The sequence below is a fragment of the Acetobacter aceti genome, assembly GCF_002005445.1.
GTDB lineage: Bacteria > Pseudomonadota > Alphaproteobacteria > Acetobacterales > Acetobacteraceae > Acetobacter > Acetobacter aceti_B.
In genome coordinates this window covers 1474989-1488896 of the sequence record NZ_CP014692.1, presented here as the reverse complement: position 1 = coordinate 1488896, position 13908 = coordinate 1474989, and the positions used below count along the sequence as shown (strand labels likewise).

Here is a 13908-nt window from a genome sequence, read left to right as displayed (position 1 = left end):
CCTGAAATGATGCCAAACCAGACCGTATCCCTCGCCCCCGAGACGGGCTCCTCCGGTGGAAACGCCTTCCCGGACAGCACCTCCGCAGCGCAGCAGGTCGATCTTGTCGCCCGCCGTCTGCAGGATGTGCGGGCGGAAATCGGCCGAATCATTTTTGGTCAGAAGGATGTGGTCGATCAGGCGCTTGTCAGCATTCTTTCAGGTGGTCACGCCCTGCTGGTCGGCGCGCCCGGCCTTGGCAAGACACTGCTGGTCACCACACTCGGCACGGTCCTCGGCCTCGATTCCCGGCGTGTGCAGTTCACGCCCGACCTGATGCCGTCCGACATCACCGGCAGCGAAATTCTGGACGAAGACGCCGCCGGTCACCGCAGTTTCCGCTTCGTGCCGGGACCGGTTTTCTGCCAGTTGCTGATGGCGGACGAAATCAATCGCGCCAGCCCGCGCACCCAGTCCGCCCTGCTGCAGGCCATGCAGGAGCACCGCGTGGCCATTGCCGGCACGGAATACGCGCTGCCTCGCCCGTTCCATGTTCTGGCGACCCAGAATCCGATCGATCAGGAAGGCACCTACCCGCTTCCCGAAGCCCAGCTCGACCGTTTCATGCTCCAGATCCAGCTAACCTTTCCGGAAGCCGCCGATGAGCGCGCCATGCTGCTGGCGACGACCGGCGTGCCACAGAGTGGACCGCAACCGATCCTTTCCACCGAGGATGTACTTTACGCGCAGGCGATGGTCCGGGCTCTCCCTGTGGGTGAACGCATTGTGGACGCGATCCTGAATCTCGTGCGTTCCGCTCGTCCCGAGACCACCGATGTGCAGACGGTAAAAGACTGCATCGCATGGGGCCCCGGTCCACGCGCGGCTCAGACCCTGATGCTCGCCACCCGCGCCCGCGCCCTGCTGGATGGACGCCTCTCTCCAGACCTTGATGATGTCGCCGCTCTTGCGCGGCCCGTGCTGGCCCACCGTATGGCGCTCAGCTTCTCGGCAAGAGCCGATTCGACCCGGATCGAAGATGTGATCGACGGGCTCGTCTCCCGTCTGGGCTGATCGTGACAAACGACACTCCTTCGTCCTCTGGCGCTTTGTCTTCCGGTTTTCTCGCCAGACTTGCGGGAAAGATGCGATCCGCGTCCTCTGCAACCAGAAGGGACAATGCCGCCCTCATCAGCGGTGACCCCGCGATTGTGGCGTCTGAAGCGGACCGGCTGGCGTCAACGCTGTCATCGCTCGTACTGGAAGCGGAACGCATCGCGACGACCGTCTCGGCCGGACTGCACGGCCAGAGACGTTCCGGTCCGGGTGAGACATTCTGGCAGTATCGCCCCGCCTTGCCGGGAGAGCCGGTTACGTGCATCGACTGGCGGCAGTCGGCCCGCAGTCACAAGGCCTATGTGCGCGAGACGGAGGCCGAGCATGCCCAGACCATCTATCTCTGGTGCGACCTCAGCCCGTCCATGATCTGGTCGTCGCAGCCATCTTCGCTGCCCCTGAAACGCGATCGGGCCATACTGCTGTTACTGGCTGTCGCCTCTCTGCTGGAACGTAGTGGAGAGCGCGTGCGCCTCGTGTCTCCAAATGGACGTGTCGATCTGCCTCTCGGTGCGGGCAGGATCGCAAGCCGTATCGCCCTGGCGCTTGCTTCGCTGGCAAAGCAGCCGGATGAATCCACGCTTCTGAAAGGTTCGGCTCTGCCACCCTATTCACAGCTTGTCATCGCCAGCGACCTTCTTGCCCCAGACAGAGAGGTGACGACCCTTTTCCGTCAGTTGGCGGGAAGCGGTGTCCGCGCCCATATTCTCCAGATCATTGATCCGGCGGAACGCGATCTGCCCTATTCGGGACGCATCCGCTTCGAAGGGCTGGAAAACGAACCGGATCTGATCCTTCCCGCCGTGGAAACCCTTCGCCCTGACTACGCCGGCGTCTTCGCACGCAGACAGACCCGCCTCAGAACCATCGCCGAGGGTTGCCGGCATACTTTCCAGCCCCACCAGACTGATACATCCACGGCTTCCGCTCTGCTCTCCCTGAGCGCTTCCCTCTCGGGTCACCGGGGAGGCGGACGCCCATGATCTTTCAGTTCCCAGTCCTGCTCGCCGGTCTTCTGAGCCTTCCGGCCCTCTGGTGGCTGTTGCGCGCCCGCCCGCCCTCACCTCGCGTCCAGACCTTCCCGCCGGTGGCTCTTCTGGCATCGCTCCATCCCAGACAGGATGATGCGGCGACACCGCCTTTCTGGCTGCTCATCCTGCGTCTTGCAGCAGCCAGCCTGCTCATTCTGGGGCTGTCCGGACCGGTCATTCCGGGCAAGCCCGTTCCTCTGCCCGGCAGCGGCACCCTGCTTCTTGTCATCGACAACGATATGATGACCGCGCCCGACTGGAACGAGCGCAACGCGGCGGCTCATGCCCTTCTCGACGCAGCAGGCCGGAGTGGCCGCTCCGCCGTCCTTCTGGCGACAGCTTCCGAAGAACGGGAAAGTCCTGCAGCCTTTCGGGCTCTTTCCGTGGAACAGGCCGCACTGAACCTTGATGCGCTGAGACCGCTGCCATGGCCTGCCGATCGGGCTCTTGCGGGTCAGATGCTAGAGAAAATGAAATCAGACGGCCTTTCCGTCGGAGCGGTCGTCTATCTGTCGAACGGGCTCGCCTCCTCGGGTAAGGATGGCGGCAATGCAGACCGGTCTTTCACAACCGCCATGCAGGCATTTGGGGCCGTGCAGGAAATCCGTTTCACCGGCAGCGGAGCTTTTGTTCTGAGTCACGCCACGGAGGAATCTCGGACCACCTCTCCTGACACTCTCCCGGATGCTGGCGTCATGGCGCGTCTGGCGGCGATGCCGTCCGACCTTCCACGCCGGGTCCGGGTGCGAGCCCACAGTGAGGACGGCGGAACGCTGGCTCTGGCTGATGTCACCCTGGCTGCCGGAGCCAGCAGCGCGCCGGTTTCGGTTTCCCTGCCAACGGTCATGCGTAATCGTGTCGATATGCTGACGATCGACGGCAGCGGCAGCGCGCCGGGAACCCTGCTGCTGGATGAAGGTGACAGATTGCGTCCTGTCGGACTGATCGCGACAGGCAGCGGTGATACGCCGCTGGTGGGGAGCCTTTTCTACCTCCGGCGCGCGCTTGCTCCGAATGCCGATCTGCGCACCGGCAGCACGACCGCGCTCCTGTCCCAGCCATTATCTGTCCTGATCGCCCCGGACGGCACTCTCGCCGATGCGGAGACCCGGCAGAAGGTTGCGGATTGGGTCAGAAAAGGCGGCACCCTGATCCGTTTTGCAGGTCGGACACTGGCCGGACACGAAGACAGCGCGCAGGGCACGCCCGAGACCGCCCCCGCCGACACGGTCGCCCATACAGACCCGGAAAAGACGCTGCTTCCTGTGACGCTGATGCCCGCGGCCCGTCAGCTTGGCGGCGCCATGTCATGGGGAAAACCCCAGCCTCTGGCGGTTTTCTCGGACGATTCACCCTTCCATGGGCTGACTGTTCCACAGGATGTCACTGTCTCGCGACAGATCCTTGCGCAACCAGCAACAGACCTCTCGACGCATAGCTGGGCGCGGCTGGCAGACGGCACGCCTCTCGTGACCCACGCACCCCTCGGCAAGGGCGAGATCGTGCTGTTTCACGTTACCCCCACGGCGGACTGGTCAAATCTTCCACTTTCCGGCCTGTTCGTGTCCATGCTCACCCGGCTTGTCGAACATGCCAGTGGTGTAGACATTCCTTCCGACAACAGCGTGCTGCCTCCAGTCATGACGCTGGATGGAGAAGGCGTGCTTGGTGTGCCGTCTCCTCTTGCTCGCGGACTCGCCTCCAGCAAGTTTGGCGCCACTGCCGTCTCCCCGGAACATCCTCCCGGCCTGTATGGATCACGTGCCGCACGACGCGCGCTGAACGTGGGTGACACGCTTCACGACCTGTCCCCCCTGCCTCCCACAGGCGCGGTCACCAACCCGGCAGGACATCGACCGGACAGGCTGATGGGACCGGTACTGCTGGCCATCGCTCTTCTGTTGCTGGCGGTCGATGCGCTGGCGACCCTTTTTCTGCGGGGGTTTTTCTCCTTGGCCCGTGCGCGCAAAGCCTTTCATCTCTCGGTTTTCCTGTTCCTTTCTTCTGCTGCGCTCACCTCTTCCGGATATGCTCAGGAAGCCTCTGTCGCTCTTGAAACAGCACCACCAGCTACGACCGCCGTGCCGGGAGCGGCACTTGAAACGCGACTGGCCTATGTGGTCACAGGCAATCCGGAGGTCGATGCCGTGTCACGGGAGGGGCTTCAGGGTCTTTCAGACTACGTGAACGCTCGCACTTCCGCCGTGATCGGACACCCGGACGGAGTTCATCCCGGCAGGGACGATCTCGCCTATTATCCGCTTCTTTACTGGCCGATCACGACTGACGCCCATGCCGACCCTGCCGTGACCAGCGCCCTGACCACCTTTATCGGCCATGGCGGAATGATCATTATCGACACGCAGGGCGTCGATACCGCGGCATCAGGCTCCAGTGACAACGACGCTCTGGCAGGTGATGCGCCTGGCAGCGCCGCGGCTCTCCGGCGCGTTACGGCCGGGCTGCCTATTCCTCCACTCACCCGTCTCGATGATCATCATGTGCTGAGTCACACATTCTATCTGCTGCACGACTTTCCGGGCCGCTATGCGGGACAGCCCGTCTGGGTCGCGCGTGATGGCGAAGCCGAGAACGATGACGTCAGTCCCGTCATCATCGGAAGCGCCGACTGGGCGCATGCCTGGGCCGTGGATCAGAACGGCGACACACGGTTCGCAGTGCTTCCCGGCGGAGACGAGCAGCGGCAGACTGCCTACAGGTTCGGCGTCAACGCCGTCATCTATGCGCTGACCGGCAACTACAAGGCGGATCAGGTCCACGTTCCCGCGATCCTCAAGCGTCTCGGACAATGAGGGCGGCATGATCGACAGCTTTACCCACACTATCGCTTTCGCGCCCCTGCTGCCGCACTGGCTGCTGTTTACGCTGGTTGGATTGCTGATTGCCGTAACGGCGATCGGCCTGCTGGTCCGTATGCGAGGCACTCTTCTTCGTGGGCTTGCGGGAGCGGTCATTCTGCTGTGGCTGTCTGGGCCGCAGTCCCTGAAGGAAACACATCGGGAACTGCCTGAAACTGCTCTGGTCATCGTCGATCAGACGGGTTCGATGCAGGTGAAAAACAGGGCGGCCATCGCCCGTGCCGCAGCCCGTATTCTTGGCGAACAGGGTTCCACCGGACCCGGCCTGCGCATGGTCACTGTGCGCGGCGGGCAGACAGGGGGCACCCGCCTGTTCGACGCCCTGTCGCAAGCTGCCGCCGACATCCCTCCCGAGCAACTGGCTGGTGCTATTCTGATCACGGACGGCCAGACCCGTGATGCGCCCAAGGGTATTCCGGAACGTCTTGCCCTGCATGACAGTCAGGGTCATGCCGTCACCCTGCCTCTGCACGTACTGATGACAGGAAGCGGCGAAGAAACAGACCGTCGTCTGCGTATTCTTCAGGCGCCTCCATACGCCATTGTCGGGAAATCCGCGCTTATTCGCGTTCAGGTCGATGATCTCGGACCCGACACCCAACCCGGCGCGTCCGCCACGATTACCCTGACAACCGACGGCAACCCGGCTTTGAGCGTTCCTGTCCATACCGGCGAGCCACAGGACATTTCGCTGCCTGTCTCCCATCCCGGCGAAACGCTTGTGGGTCTCAGCGTCTCCACACTTCCGGGGGAAGTCTCCACGCAGAACAATCAGGAGATCCTGACCATCACCGGTGTCCGGGACCGGTTGCGCGTGCTGCTTGTTTCCGGCACGCCCAATCAGGGCGAACGTGTGTGGCGGCGTCTGCTGAAAGCCGATCCATCCGTCGATCTGGTTCACTTCACCATTCTGCGCCCCCCGGAAAAGGACGATGGAACCCCGCTCTCCGATCTGGCCCTGATCGCCTTCCCTGTCGAGGAATTGTTCCAGAACAAGATCGGTCAGTTCGATCTGATCATTCTTGACGGCTTCGAAAACCGTCACATCCTGCCGCCTGTCTACCTGCGCAATATCGCCCGCTTTGTGCGCAAGGGCGGTGGTCTGTTCCTGATTGCCGGTCCGGAATTCACAGGCCCCAACTCACTGCAGGAGACCGCAGTTGGAGATGTCCTGCCGGCCCACGTACCCGCCTCGCCTCCTGATCTGGCCCCGACCGAAGCCGCACCCGGCGTCACCATCCGTCGCTTCCGTCCGCAACTGACGGAAGAAGGGCGTCGCCATCCGGTGACAGCCGAACTGCCGGGTGCTCCAGCTCCGAGCACTTCCGCAAGCCCGGATGCGGAAAGTGCGAATGAGTGGGGCCCCTGGTATCGGGCTCTCCATCCGGATGACGCGCGTGGACAGGTGCTGATGAGCGGTCCTGACGCGTCCCCGCTTCTGGTGCTTGATCACGTCGATAAAGGACGCGTCGCCCTCCTGCTTTCCGATCAGATATGGCTCTGGTCTCGTGGAGAACTGGGAGGAGGGCCACAGGCTGAACTTCTACGGCGCATTTCACACTGGCTCATGAAAGAGCCGGACCTTGAGGAGGAGCGTCTCGAAGCGCATATCTCTGAAGGCACCCTGACTGTCACACGCCATAGTGTTTCCAATACTGCTTCCGCTGATATTACGCTCACGGCTCCAGACGGAACAAAATCGACAATGACCCTGCATAGCGTGGGTTCTGGTGTCACAACCGGGCAGATGCCAGTGACACAATCTGGAATCTGGACAGCCGACGATGGCAATCACCGTGCTTTTGCGGCACCTGTGAAAGCAAACCCGGAAGAGTTCTCTGATCTGCGTCTGACAGCCGAAACAGTTGCTCCTGTCGCAGCCCGCACGGGTGGAACTGTTGCCTGGCTTGGGGATGACCCGGGGAAGCTCAGCGTCCCTCCTGTTCATTACGGAAGTTCAGTCGAGGCGCTCGGTTTCCCACAAAGGCACGCTAGGATTCTGACTGGGACAAGTGCAACCCAGTTACTGCCGGCATGGGCGACATTGATCGCAGTGCTCCTTTTAATCGGTGCAGGATGGTACCGCGAAGGAAGAGGATAACTAAACAAGCCTCTTTCATGTAACAAATAACAACAAGACATAATAAGATAAAAATTTTTACTGAAATATTACCACTAACTATCTTACATGAAGTTTTAAACAATGCTTTGAAAGCTGGAATATAAATGTTGCCAGAGTGTGGTCCAAAGATATGCTTGTCTACGAAAATGAAGATGGTTTCGTATATAGAAATATCGGATCAAGCGATTTTACTCTTATAACATTTTCCGGGTTTGGTGAGGTTGGTTATTATGAAGCAGGTTCCTACTCAGGTGAGTATCTCTTTAGAGATTCTTGCAAAAAGCTTAACCTAGATACAATTGGGATCGTTTCAAAAAAAAGAAACTGGTATAGAAGTAAAAAATCACTGGAATTAATAGAATTTGCAAAAAACATTTCTGATAAAAAAGAAACCATATACACTTACGGTGATTCGATGGGAGGTTACGCCGCTCTCAAATATTCAAAGAAACTCAAAGCATCTCATAGCATAGCCCTAGCGCCACGCTGGTCTCTTGATATCGATGAACGTGAGGGCGCCGCATCCAGTTACGACGCATTTTTCCAGCCTGACATGAAAGGTATGGGCGTTCGAGATGAAGATTTTGCCGAAAATGTCTATATTCTGTATGACGAGGCCGTTGAAGAAGATAAAAAGCACGTAGATTTCTATAAAAAATACACAAAAAATCCTATATATATAAAAGTATTTTACACAGGGCATGTGATTTTATTTCACATAAAGGGAACAGAAAATCTCAGAGAGACACTAGAAAACATTGAAAATCCGGAAAAACTTCGGATATCATTTCAAAAAATAAGAAAAGCAAGCAAAGATAATCATCGAAATATTCTGAATGCGGCCCTAAAAAAACACCCTCAAATCTTTGAAAAAGCTCTGCAAAGTCCACGACCAACAAAGTCTGGCATAACGCAAGAATTCATGAACAGACCAGATTTTCAAAATATGGTATTTGAAAGTCTCTGCCAGAAAAACCATGTTGAAGATGCCATTCAAAGATTTACTCCGGCAGATATCCTCGAACCTATCAAGGCCACTGGCCTTAGTGTTATTGTCTCTTATGGAGAATTCTTAACATTTAACATAGAAAAAAGAGAGTTTTCTCTAACAAATAAATTCAAAACTCAAAACAATGACTATTTAATTCTTGGCAATGTGTCTGAATATTCCGTTGATTGCATGCTTTTTGATGAGCTCTGGAATCATGTCACAACTTATGACTGGCTGGTTCCTTCGATAAAATTGCAAAAAGCCAGAGGGTACACAGGTCTGATAGTGAACAATAAATTTCTTTCAAATCACAGAGATAATCGAATTTCTCATGAAGACCATTTTTATGAACATGAATTTTTTTTCATATCATCACCCGCCACAGTAAAAAAGACCAATAAACGGTCAAAGTTATTTTCTCTATCCCATATTTTGTTATTTTTTATGCGACGCAGGTAAATTTGAATCACTGCTTAAGTGATTAGTTGTTTAGTCCCGTATTTTGATGGTGCGGGTTATGTATGAACCGTGATGGTTCTTTTTCCCACTGCTGGCAAATGAATTCATATGGAGTGAGACCGCGTAGCGTCTTGAGCCTTCGGGCGAAATTGCAGGCCATGACGAAGTCCGCGAGGTGCTGACGCAACTGGTCATGTGTTTCATAATAGAAGCGTTTGACTGTTGCCTCCCTGATCGTGCGGTTCATCCTCTCAACCTGGCCGTTGGTCCATGGATGCTTCACCTTTGTCAGCCGATGCTCGATACCGTTTTCGTCGCACACCCGATCAAAGATAGGGTGGAAGGCGTATTTATGCCGTGTCTGACTGGTGAACTGGATGCCGTTGTCGGTCAAAACTGTATGGATGGCATAAGGGACTGCTGCGATCAGGTTCCGCAGAAAACCTGCGGCAATCATTTTTCCGGCTTCCCGGTGCAGTTCGACAAAGGCGAATTTGCTGGTACGGTCTATCGCGACAAACAGGCGCAGCTTACCCTCCGCAGTCTGCACTTCAGCAATATCAATGTGAAAATAGCCAATCGGATAAGCCTTGAACTTGCGCCTGGGTTTTTTGTCTCCCGTCACCTCGGGTAGTCGGCTGATCCCGTGTCGTTGCAGGCAGCGATGCAGGGATGATCGCGTCAGGTGCGGGATCGTCGCCTGGAGTGCGTAGAGGCAGTCGTCCAGCGGCAGCAGCGTGTGACGGCGGAAAGCAACGATGATCGCCTCATCCTCAATGCTCAGCACCGTCGAATGCGCGTCTTTGGGGCCGGTCGGCAAATCACCGACCGCAGTGCGCTTCTTCCACTTCGCAACCGTCTTCGGGTTGATCCCATAACGCCTGGCCAGAACCCTCAGGCTCTCTTGACTATCGTGTATCGCTCGACGGACCGCTTCTGTCGTGCGGGCGCTCCCGTGTAAAATCTGTCCCACAGTGCATCCCTCCATTCCTGACTGAATAATGCACCATCAAAACACGGGACTAAACAGCTAGGACGGATCGACATTCAGATCATCCAGATCATGGCTGAGGCGAGGTGAACGAAGCCGAGGAAATGGATGGTGCGTCGATCATATCTGGTAGCGAAGCGTCGGAAGTGCTTGAGGCGGTTGAAGCACCGCTCGATACGATTACGTATCCTGTAGGCGATGGCATCGTGGGAGATGATAATCTTGCGGGTCGGGTTACAAGGAATGACGGCTTCTGCACCCATCTGAGCGATGAGGGCACGTAACGCATTGCTGTCATAGGCTTTGTCGGCAATGACGGCAGCCCCCTCCTGACCCGCGAGCAGGGCCGGCGCCTGGGTGACGTCGCCAACCTGACCAGCCGTGACCACGAAGCACAGCGGGCGGCCCAGCGCATCGGCCAGCATATGAATCTTGGTCGTCAGACCACCTCGAGAACGCCCCAGCGCCTGATCTTTGGCCCCCCTTTTCCGCTCGCGGCCTGCTGATGGGTGCGAACGATGGTTGAATCGAGCATCAGATACTGATTGTTCCGATCGGCCGTCAGCGTCTCGAAAACCTTTTCCCACACCCCGGCATGGCACCATCGGCTGAACCGACGATGTACCGTCTTCCATTTGCCATACCGCTCAGGCAGGTCTTTCCAATGCGCGCCGGAGCGCAGAACCCAAAGACAGCCATTCACGAACATGCGGTTATCCGTCCCGCTACGGCCTGCATCACCGACCTTGCCGGGTAGCAAAGGCGCAATCCTCTGCCATTGCACCTCGGTCAACTCGTAACGCTTGATCCCCATCCCACGCTCCGTGTTCCAACACGGTGCTCTATGAATCACTCATTCCAAAAAAAGGGAATCCTGAATGTCGATCGGTCCTAAGGCATTCGCCATTAAGTCGGACTGTTGCTGTAATTTTCTTTTTGTATTTTCTGTATGAAATAGCCATTATTGAAATCTCCTTTTTGTATAATTTTCCTTTTTTCTTAGGGTTGCATTATCAATATAACAACAAAACATATAAATAGTCAAGAAAATAAGGTATTTACTTATATAATATTGGTTCGAAAAACCCTCTGGGTTTGGGCTTTCTCTATGATTCCATTTCTTGTGTGATGACTGGAGGAGTGGCTCATGACGCAACCTGGTTTTTTTTGATGTTGAAAAGCGGCTTGCCCGGTTGAGTGGGCTCGGTGACCAACCTGAGGCGTTTTCCCGGACTGTGGATTTTGAGGTGTTTCGTCCGGAGTTGAACAAGGCACCGGCCTATTCAGACGGAAGCAAAGGCGGTCGTCCGCCGTTTGGTCCAGTGCTGATGTTCAAAATTCTGGTCATCCAGACACTGAACAATTTGTCCGACGAGCGGACGGAATACCTGATCCACGACCACCTGTCCTTCATGCGTTTCCTTGGTCTGGGGCGGAGCCTGCAAGGTTCCGGCGATACGCAGTATCGTTGGAATACAGGCGGAGGATGACGGACCGCGTGCCGGATGCCAAAACAGTCTGGTTGTTTCACGAACGCCTGACCTAGAGGGTGTTATGTACTTTCGCGCGTGATTGTTTCAGTAATGCTGAATGAAGCAAGCTCGCAAGCCGTATCCCTCTGACGTGTCAGACGAAGAATGGTCGTTGGTTGTTCCGTATCTGGTTCTGATGCGAGAGGACGCGGAACAGCGGCGGCATGATCTGCGCGAACTGTTCAACGGGTTGCGCTACGTGATCCGCTACGGGATCGCCTGGCGCGCCATGCCGAACGATCTGCCGCCCTGGTCGGCGGTCTATCAGCAATCCCGTCGCTGGATGGAGGCAGGCTGCTTCGAAGCGCTGGCGTCTGACCTGCGTGCTGTGCTGCGCATGGCCTCAGGCCGCAAGGCGGAACCCACGGCGGCTATTCTTGACAGCCGAACCTTGCGTTCGACGCCGGAGAGCGGGGCACGCGCCGGATATGATGGGGCCAAACGCAAAAAGGGCTCGAAACTGCATATGGCCGTGGACACGTTTGGCCATCTGCTGGCCCTGCACGTCACGCCAGCCAATCGGGACGATCGCGCCGAGGTCGGACGCCTCGCTGCCGCCATTCAGGAAGTGACGGACGAAAGCGTCGAACTGGCCTATGTCGATCAGGGATATACGGGTGAGAGGCCGGCAGAGGCAGCGCGGGCTCACGGTATCGCCCTTGAGGTCGTCAAATTGCCCGAGGCCAAGCGCGGTTTTGTTCTGCTACCTCGTCGCTGGGTCGTCGAAAGATCTTTCGCATGGGCCACGCGATGCCGTAGGCTCGTCAAGGATTACGAGCGCTATGCCTCAACACTCGCAAGTCTCCATGTCGTCGCTTTCGCATGCTTCATGCTCAGAAACGCCGCTATACTCGCTCAAGGTGCATAACACCTTCTAGTGTCCGTCCAGGTTAACTTTGATCATACACAAAGAAATATATTTCGTTTAATTTTTAAGAACACCCATCAAATTAAGCATTGCTGGACCTGCTATAACAATAAACATACATGGAAGCAGAAATATAATCATTGGAAAAGTCAACATAATAGAAAGTCTAGCTGCTTTTTCTTCAAATTTTATTAAAGAATCCTCTCTTATTTCAGAAACAAGAACTTTTAAAACAGATACCAATGAAGACCCTGTTTCAAATGTTTGAATTAAAGCTCCACTGAGACGCTGCATAGTTGCCAATCCAGTTCTTCTTCCTAAATCTTCTATAACCCTTACTCTATCATTACTAATTCTCATTTCATTTATAGTTATTCTAAACTCGTCAGCTACATCTTTATTTAAATCAACCATTTCAATAGCTACACATTCCATTGCTGATTCCATTGCCAAGCCAGCCTCTGCACACACCAAAAATAGATCCAATGCGTCCGCCATCCCAGTTTCAACACGAGAAAAGTGATATTTTCTTTTTTGATTCAAAACAAAATCGGGGAATTTAAAACCGACAAACCCCGACACCAAAGAAAATAAAATTAAATAAATCATTTCAATTTTTAAAAAAAATAAAAAAAACAAAAAAACAAAAAAACAAAAAAACGACATACATACTTTAATGGATAAAAAATAACTATAATCAATTCCAAATAAATCTAAATATTTTTTTTCTTTATGATCAGAATCAAAATTTATCAATTTCAATTTAGATATGATACTTGTTATTTTATTCAAGAAAATTATATATAATTTATTATTTTTAATTTCACTTGAATTAATCACATAATCATTTTTATATATATTATTTATTCTCAATTCTTTTCTCTTTCTAAAAGAGAAAGCAGCATCCACATCAATAATAAATGCAATAAAAAGTATAATATATACAAAAAAAATGAAATACATAACATCACCTCAAAGTGTATTTTGTGACCAGAAACATCGAAGATATACCAAACAAAAACAGAAATATCGCGATATACAAAAGCTTCAACCCGGCATCTGTTTTATATAAAACTGAAATATATTGAGGATTCATTATACTTAATACTGCAGCCATAAACAACGGCAAAGCTGACAAAACATAACAACTCATACGTGCCTCAGAAGCCAATGCAATTGCTTTCTTTCTTGTTGAAATTCTCTTTCTAATATTTTGTCCAAAGCCATCCAAAATGTCCGCGAGTCCTCCACCAGTTCTATTTTGTAATTTTGTAATAATTGAAAAAAATTTATATTCATTAACTCCAGCTTTAATCGACAATTCATCCAATACTTCACTAAACTCTTTGCCAACAGATATTTTTTTTACAACATCTTCAAATAAAGATTTAGTTGGTTCGGGTGATTGCCTAGATATCAATTCAAGAGTGCGAGATAATGAAACTCCAATTTTTAAACTTCTAGCCATCATAAAAACAGCATCTGGTAATTGCTCAATAAGATTCTTTTTATATTTATTTGTTTTTCGCATAAAATAAAATCTAACAAATACTATCCAAATAATAAAGAATAAAAAGCAAAAAACAAAATTAAATGAAATATAAGAAGACAAAACAACAAACGACAAAAAAAACAAAGAAAAAGAAAATAAAAGATATTTTTTAAATTCATAAAAAGAACAAATATCTGCATTTTTATCAAATCCAAATAAAAAATTAAATATATAATCATAATATGTTTTTGATATAACTTTATTTGTTATAATCTTTGGATTATTATTTATATAAAAATCTATATTTTTTCCACAATCCAGAACATCATCAAATCTTTTACTTATATAGTTGTCTAATTTTTTTTGATTAAAAAAACCAAACACGACTAATAAATTACATATAAGTACAATAAAAATATAAAAATAAATTTCGTTAAGAATATGCATA

The 13908-nt window shown here is 52.7% G+C and carries 9 protein-coding genes and 2 pseudogenes; 7 read left to right on the top strand and 4 right to left on the bottom strand.

The genetic code is table 11. The features are described 5' to 3' along the window. Nucleotides 1–9 precede the first annotated feature (9 nt). From A0U92_RS06680 to A0U92_RS06660, 5 genes are all read left to right on the top strand, one after another. Nucleotides 10–1053, top strand: coding sequence for an AAA family ATPase (locus tag A0U92_RS06680; RefSeq protein ID WP_408736113.1), 1044 nt, complete (start codon nucleotides 10–12; stop codon nucleotides 1051–1053). A gap of 2 nt (nucleotides 1054–1055) precedes the next feature. Then, nucleotides 1056–2078: a DUF58 domain-containing protein gene (locus A0U92_RS06675; protein WP_236748298.1), complete on the top strand. Its 1023-nt coding sequence runs from the start codon at nucleotides 1056–1058 to the stop codon at nucleotides 2076–2078. Then, the gene (locus tag A0U92_RS06670) at nucleotides 2075–4939 is read left to right on the top strand and encodes a DUF4159 domain-containing protein (protein WP_077812546.1); all 2865 of its coding nucleotides are present in this window, start codon (nucleotides 2075–2077) and stop codon (nucleotides 4937–4939) included. Before A0U92_RS06675 ends, A0U92_RS06670 begins: the two co-directional genes overlap by 4 nt. Before the next feature lie 7 nt (nucleotides 4940–4946). Further along, nucleotides 4947–7106, top strand: a complete 2160-nt coding sequence (locus A0U92_RS06665; RefSeq protein ID WP_077812545.1) for a hypothetical protein — start codon at nucleotides 4947–4949, stop codon at nucleotides 7104–7106. 151 nt (nucleotides 7107–7257) lie between these two features. After that, nucleotides 7258–8577 carry a hypothetical protein gene (locus tag A0U92_RS06660; RefSeq protein ID WP_077812544.1) on the top strand — a complete coding sequence of 440 codons (1320 nt, stop codon included), beginning with the start codon at nucleotides 7258–7260 and terminating at the stop codon, nucleotides 8575–8577. A gap of 22 nt (nucleotides 8578–8599) precedes the next feature. Here the strand turns inward: A0U92_RS06660 and A0U92_RS06655 are convergent, their stop codons facing one another. Both A0U92_RS06655 and A0U92_RS06650 read right to left on the bottom strand, forming a co-directional pair. Then, on the bottom strand, nucleotides 8600–9550 hold the full coding sequence (locus A0U92_RS06655) for an IS481 family transposase (protein ID WP_077814207.1): 951 nt from the start codon (nucleotides 9548–9550) through the stop codon (nucleotides 8600–8602). Between the two features lie 74 nt (nucleotides 9551–9624). Continuing rightward, nucleotides 9625–10382, bottom strand: a pseudogene (locus A0U92_RS06650) (IS5 family transposase). Nucleotides 10383–10715: 333 nt separating this feature from the next. On the opposite strand from A0U92_RS06650, the pseudogene A0U92_RS06645 reads away from it, so the two are divergent. Continuing rightward, nucleotides 10716–11111: pseudogene (locus A0U92_RS06645) on the top strand (transposase); the annotation flags it as partial. 47 nt (nucleotides 11112–11158) lie between these two features. Then, nucleotides 11159–11968: an IS5 family transposase gene (locus A0U92_RS06640; RefSeq protein WP_077812350.1), complete on the top strand. Its 810-nt coding sequence runs from the start codon at nucleotides 11159–11161 to the stop codon at nucleotides 11966–11968. 57 nt (nucleotides 11969–12025) lie between these two features. Here the strand turns inward: A0U92_RS06640 and A0U92_RS06635 are convergent, their stop codons facing one another. Continuing rightward, on the bottom strand, nucleotides 12026–12931 hold the full coding sequence (locus tag A0U92_RS06635) for a type II secretion system F family protein (RefSeq protein WP_077812543.1): 906 nt from the start codon (nucleotides 12929–12931) through the stop codon (nucleotides 12026–12028). A 4-nt stretch (nucleotides 12932–12935) separates the two neighbouring features. Next, a complete protein-coding gene (locus tag A0U92_RS06630) occupies nucleotides 12936–13907 on the bottom strand; it encodes a type II secretion system F family protein (RefSeq protein ID WP_077812542.1) in 972 nt (323 codons plus the stop codon). Between the last annotated feature and the right edge of the window lies 1 nt (nucleotide 13908).

Coding starts and splice junctions, on each gene's coding strand:
- A0U92_RS06680 (WP_408736113.1), top strand. CDS start 10: ATGCCAAACCAGACCGTATCCCTCGCCCCCGAGACGGGCTCCTCCGGT.
- A0U92_RS06670 (WP_077812546.1), top strand. CDS start 2,075: ATGATCTTTCAGTTCCCAGTCCTGCTCGCCGGTCTTCTGAGCCTTCCG.
- A0U92_RS06665 (WP_077812545.1), top strand. CDS start 4,947: ATGATCGACAGCTTTACCCACACTATCGCTTTCGCGCCCCTGCTGCCG.
- A0U92_RS06660 (WP_077812544.1), top strand. CDS start 7,258: ATGCTTGTCTACGAAAATGAAGATGGTTTCGTATATAGAAATATCGGA.
- A0U92_RS06640 (WP_077812350.1), top strand. CDS start 11,159: ATGAAGCAAGCTCGCAAGCCGTATCCCTCTGACGTGTCAGACGAAGAA.
- A0U92_RS06635 (WP_077812543.1), bottom strand. CDS start 12,931: ATGTATTTCATTTTTTTTGTATATATTATACTTTTTATTGCATTTATT.
- A0U92_RS06630 (WP_077812542.1), bottom strand. CDS start 13,907: ATGCATATTCTTAACGAAATTTATTTTTATATTTTTATTGTACTTATA.